3 protein-coding genes and 1 pseudogene are annotated in these 5,402 nt (G+C 42.9%); all 4 read left to right on the top strand.

All coding sequences use genetic code 11. From position 1 onward, the window contains the following. Window positions 1-146: 146 nt before the first annotated feature. On the top strand, window positions 147-1,637 hold the full coding sequence (locus tag B9J84_RS15035; RefSeq protein WP_017048956.1) for a SulP family inorganic anion transporter: 1,491 nt from the start codon (window positions 147-149) through the stop codon (window positions 1,635-1,637). 10 nt (window positions 1,638-1,647) lie between these two features. Continuing rightward, window positions 1,648-2,496, top strand: coding sequence for a universal stress protein (locus B9J84_RS15040; RefSeq protein ID WP_094124475.1), 849 nt, complete (start codon window positions 1,648-1,650; stop codon window positions 2,494-2,496). 270 nt (window positions 2,497-2,766) lie between these two features. Further along, window positions 2,767-3,969, top strand: coding sequence for an acyl-homoserine-lactone synthase VanM (gene vanM / locus B9J84_RS15045; RefSeq protein WP_094124476.1), 1,203 nt, complete (start codon window positions 2,767-2,769; stop codon window positions 3,967-3,969). After that, window positions 3,962-5,402, top strand: a pseudogene (locus tag B9J84_RS15050) (hybrid sensor histidine kinase/response regulator); the annotation flags it as partial. The gene vanM and the pseudogene B9J84_RS15050, both read left to right, overlap by 8 nt.

Consider the following 5,402-nt stretch of genomic DNA (forward strand, 5'->3'; position numbering starts at 1 on the left):
TCGTTTGGTTGACCTATACCACATCAATGATTAGGATCACATTTTAAAAATCAACTAAGAGACGTTGCGATTGCTGCTTACGCCGCCCTAGATTGATCTTTACCTCTCACAACTCACCTTTTTATTTCATTTTTTAGAGATCAAGTATGCTACAAAATATTAAGCGCGATTGGTTTTCCAATGTGCGAGGGGATGTTCTAGCTGGCACTGTCGTTGCGTTAGCATTAGTTCCTGAGGCAATAGCCTTTTCTATCATCGCAGGTGTAGACCCTAAAATCGGCCTTTACGCTTCATTCAGTATTGCCGTGATCATTTCAATTGTCGGTGGACGACCCGGCATGATCTCAGCAGCCACTGGAGCAATGGCGTTGTTGATGGTCACTTTAGTCAAAGAGCATGGCTTGCAATATCTACTGGCAGCCACTGTTTTGACCGGGGTTCTACAAATACTGGCCGGTTACCTCAAACTGGGCGATTTGATGCGTTTTGTATCACGTTCGGTCGTGACGGGGTTTGTTAACGCGCTGGCGATTCTGATTTTTATGGCGCAATTACCAGAGCTGACCAATGTAACATGGCACGTTTACGCCATGACACTCGGTGGGCTGGCGATTATCTACCTATTCCCCTACGTTCCTGTGGTTGGCAAATTGCTACCTTCGCCATTAGTGTGCATTATCGCCTTAACTCTGATTGCTATCAGCTTTGGCATTGATATTCGCACTGTGGGCGATATGGGTGAATTACCAGATACTTTACCGATATTTTTATGGCCAGATGTTCCGCTCAACCTTGAAACCTTATGGATTATATTTCCTTATTCAGCCGGATTGGCCGTTGTCGGTTTATTAGAATCAATGATGACAGCAACCATTGTTGACGATTTAACCGATACCAGCAGTGATAAAAATCGCGAATGTAAAGGCCAAGGTATCGCCAATATTGCCACTGGCTTTCTTGGCGGCATGGCCGGTTGTGCGATGATTGGTCAATCGATCATCAACATTAAATCCGGCGGACGCGGCAGGCTCTCTACTTTTTGCGCCGGTATTCTACTGATCATCATGGTGGTGTTTTTAAGTGATTGGCTCAAGCTCATCCCGATGGCGGCTTTAGTGGCGGTCATGATCATGGTTTCCATTGGGACCTTCTCTTGGAGTTCGGTAAAGGATCTCAAAACTCACCCACTTTCTACCAGCATCGTGATGATCGCGACCGTCGTTGTTGTGGTTGCAACCCATAACTTAGCGATCGGTGTCGGTGTCGGCGTGCTGCTTGCTTCTCTTTTCTTTGCTAACAAAATTGGCCGCTTCATGGTGGTTAAAAGTGAACTCTCTGAAAATGGAGAAGAGCGTACCTATCGTGTTGTTGGGCAAGTCTTCTTTGCTTCGTCAGATCAATTTATGAACGCGTTTGACTTCAAAGAGGTCTTAGAGCGTGTCACTATCGACCTCTCTGCAGCGCACTTTTGGGATATTACTTCGGTTTCTTCGCTAGATCGTGCTGTTATCAAATTCCGACGCGAAGGGACCGATGTAAACATCATCGGTATGAATGAAGCAACAGCAACGATTGTCGATAAATTCGGCGTGCATGGTAAGCCAGAAGAAGTTGAAAAGCTGATGGGCGGACATTAAGGAACAGATTATGACCAATATTCTTGCTTGCATCGATGGATCGATTTATTCACAGTCGGTCGCCAATTTAAGCGTGTGGGCCGCCAAAAGCTTACACGCACCATTAACCTTACTGCACGTACTTGATAAAGCGGCCAATCAAACTGAAAGTGAGTTATCTGGTAATATCGGTTTAGGCAGCCGAGAGCAGCTGTTGAAAGAGCTTATTGAACTAGACGAAAAGCGTTCTAAACTGGCCTTAAGGCACGGTAAAGCGTTACTCAATGAGCTAGAAACCAAAGCTCATGAACAAGGTTTACAAGATGTGCATAAACTGCAAAAGCACGGCAACCTGCTGGAGACTTTGCTTGATCTTGAAAACGAAATTCGTGTATTGGTGGTCGGTAAATCAGGTGAAGTGCACCAAAACGACGCCATGGCTGTTGGATCTCAATTAGAGAGTATCGTGCGTACAATGAAGTCGCACACCTTAGTGGCAACGGGTGATTTTACGCCACCACAAAGTTATCTATTAGCCTTTGATGGTAGCGAAATCAGCCAAAAATTAGTGGATAAAGCGATTAAAACACCGCTGCTAAAAGGGCTGGAGTGCCATTTGGTGATGGTGGAAGATAACCACGATAAAGCGAGCGCGTTTAAAGCTGCCGCCGAGAAATTATGTGCGAACGGTGTTCACGTTATGGAAGCGTGCTTATCTGGCGAAGTTCATAAGGCGATTCTTCAGTACCAACAACAAAACCAACTTGGCATGATCGTCATGGGCGCGTTTGGACACTCTAAACTTCGTCAGTTTTTTGTTGGTAGTAACACCACTCGGCTCTTAGCCGAATCAAGCGTACCGATGCTATTGATACGATAATAATTGATAAATTAACCATATAGATAAAGCCTTCTTCGGAAGGCTTTTATTATAAAACGCTGTTGTGGAGGGTAAGTGCAAGTAGTAAACTTGCTGCGGATATGCAACTGGTACTTAGGATGTTAGGTACAAATAAAATCGCGGTTACTGCTACTAACTGACGTGACGCCAAATACCCTCCTAAATCAAAGTCTCATTTACTGGAGCCTATCTAATAAAACTAATAAAAAATACTTAAATAATTAAATAAACCTAGGCTAGGTTAACTCTATGAAAATAATATCATCTTTAGGCTCGCGGCTGACAAGCAGTCTGCCTATTGAAAAAAAACAGCGGGCTCTGGTAGAGTTCGTCATCAATACTTATCAACCACAGCAACGGGCTGATCTTTTTCGCGCCGTTACAGATCACCGCAAAAACCAATTACTCAACCTATTTCCTGAACATCACAATAAAAGCTTCTCAGTACTGTTTGAATTGATGGACTACCGAGAACTCATCCGGCGCTATCCGAATACATTAGGTGAAGAGATAGCACATCTTGAGCAAGCCGTCAGCGAGTGTTATTCGCATTGGCTAGATTTCTGGTGTGAATGCGAAATTGCGGCTATGAAAACACTATTCCCTATCGAAGCGGATACTCCTCCTCGTATCGAACTGCCACTTAAAGACTGTGCCTACCGTGGTTTTTTGATCGACCAGATAGAGGATTCTGAACTTTGGGTCACAATGCCCAGTCACCCGCAAAAAATGCCTATCAAAGATGCGATCACCTTGAGCAATCTTGAGCTATTTATTAAAGGCGAAAAGTGGTACGAGATGCTGCCTTTATTGTCCTTATCACAAAAAGGGAAGCACTTTGTTTTACTCAAGCATCCTGATAACGAAGCATCTCCCACACTGGTCGCTTCAATGTTGGTACAAGATTGGTCAGTAAATCAGACTTGGCTTAGTTACGCACAGCAATTCAGTAACGAACAGTGGCAATTCTGTTTACCCGATCATAGTTACGATGTTTTGATGGAATTACAGCTTTTCAAACCAGCATTGTCGAAATGCGACTCTCTCCCAGAATTCGATCATCAATTTCGGCGACAATTGACTGGTACGCAAGCGGTCTGTGAAGTGCTGCGTTTAACCGTCAGTGGTAACGCTCAACAAAAGCTCTATTTTCTCTACCTTGCTCAAAAAAAGCTCATCCAAATACTAAATCAAATGGGGTATAAAATTGGTTTCACCATTATCGAACAACCTTTCATACTCAATTTTTATCAAACTATCGAACCAAAATCGTATTTCCGTTCTGGATATAACGACTTAAATAATAACGGAAAACAAAGTTATCGTGGATTCTGGATGATTGAAAGGATGGATAAGGTTTTCAGTGATACCAATTTTCGTGACTATCGACATGCAGTTTCTCAGCGTAGGAAGTACGATTTAACCAAAAGGAAAGAGAAAGAGTATGCTTAACCTCAACTTAGATCCAATTCTCTATCCCAAAGCGATAACGCTTATCGCAGCAGTAGCCATGGTGCTCGTTTGGTTAACTTACTATTGCTATCGTCTTAAACAAAAAAATGAAGTAATTTTTGGCACACACCACGCCTCCTACATCGCTTATTCCTCGTGTATCATCGCTTGGATAGGAAGTAATGCATATTTCCATACTGATTGGCTAGTTGAGCTTGGTGTAAATAGAGCAATCTTTATGGCAGAAATTGCCAATATTTCTGCATCCCTTGCATTTGTTTTTGCCTACTATTTCTCATGTCAGCTCTCTGCCGAACAAAGAAAAGGCAAAGTACACCTTTGGCAACGGCTGATATTTATTACTATAGCGGCCTACTCCGTACTTATTAACTTGCAATCTAACCTCACGGTGAAACATGTTGATATTGTCGGACCGAGCGAGTTTGTCATTGAATTTGGGCCCCATACACCTTACTTCTTTAATGCCATGCTATGTTCAGTGATACTGACGTTATTCAACTTGGTCGTAATGCGAACCAATAGTAGTAAGTTAGCACTGGCCAAAACCAATTATATTATCGCAGGTATATTGGTATACATGCTTTCAACACTAGTTATCCACATAGGAATCACCTTTTTCTTTCAAGATTTCTCACTCTCTTGGCTACCTCCGGCACTCTCCATCAGCGAAATGATGTTTGTTGGCTATGCTCTTATCACTTCACGCTTCTACAGTGTGAAATACCTTGCTTACCTGTGTCTCAATACTGCGTTAGTATGTGGGGTTTTATTCATACCGCTCGGCGCAATCTTCATACCTCTCACCGACAGCAACCAATGGTTGATTGCAATACCACTCTGTGCGCTTATTGGTATTACTTGGAATCCACTCTACAAACGCTTGAGTCGTTACGCCTCTTTACTCATTTACGGCAATCAGCAGACTCCTGTAGAGCAAATTCTCGCTTTAGAAGACGATTTCAAGCGGTCAATTGATGATGCGATGCGCCGCTTAAGCCAATTATTGTACATCGCCGATGATAAGCTGCAGTTCGTTAATAGTAACTATAACGAAACCGTCTACGAACGTTACCTTTCATCCAAACAAACCGCACTAGTGTTTGATGAATTGTTTGAAAAATTAGACAACAAAACCGCAGCAAAAAACTCGATCAAAGCCCTTTATGACAAAATGAGCTCAAACAATACGGCCTTGGTTATGCCACTGTTTGGCCACAGCAAATTGGTCACACATTTATTGATCTCGCCACACAAAATCAATAATCAGATGTTTTCTAATGAAGAAATCGCTGCACTTCAAACCTTGCTAACCCGAATACAAAGTATTATTGAAGCGGATAGACGTGTCTGCCAAAGTCGTGCATTAGCGAATTCAATTGCGCATGAAATGCGTAACCCGCTCGCTCAAGTAC

It is taken from the genome of Vibrio sp. V03_P4A6T147, assembly GCF_002241085.1.
GTDB classification, from domain to species: Bacteria; Pseudomonadota; Gammaproteobacteria; order Enterobacterales; family Vibrionaceae; genus Vibrio; species Vibrio anguillarum.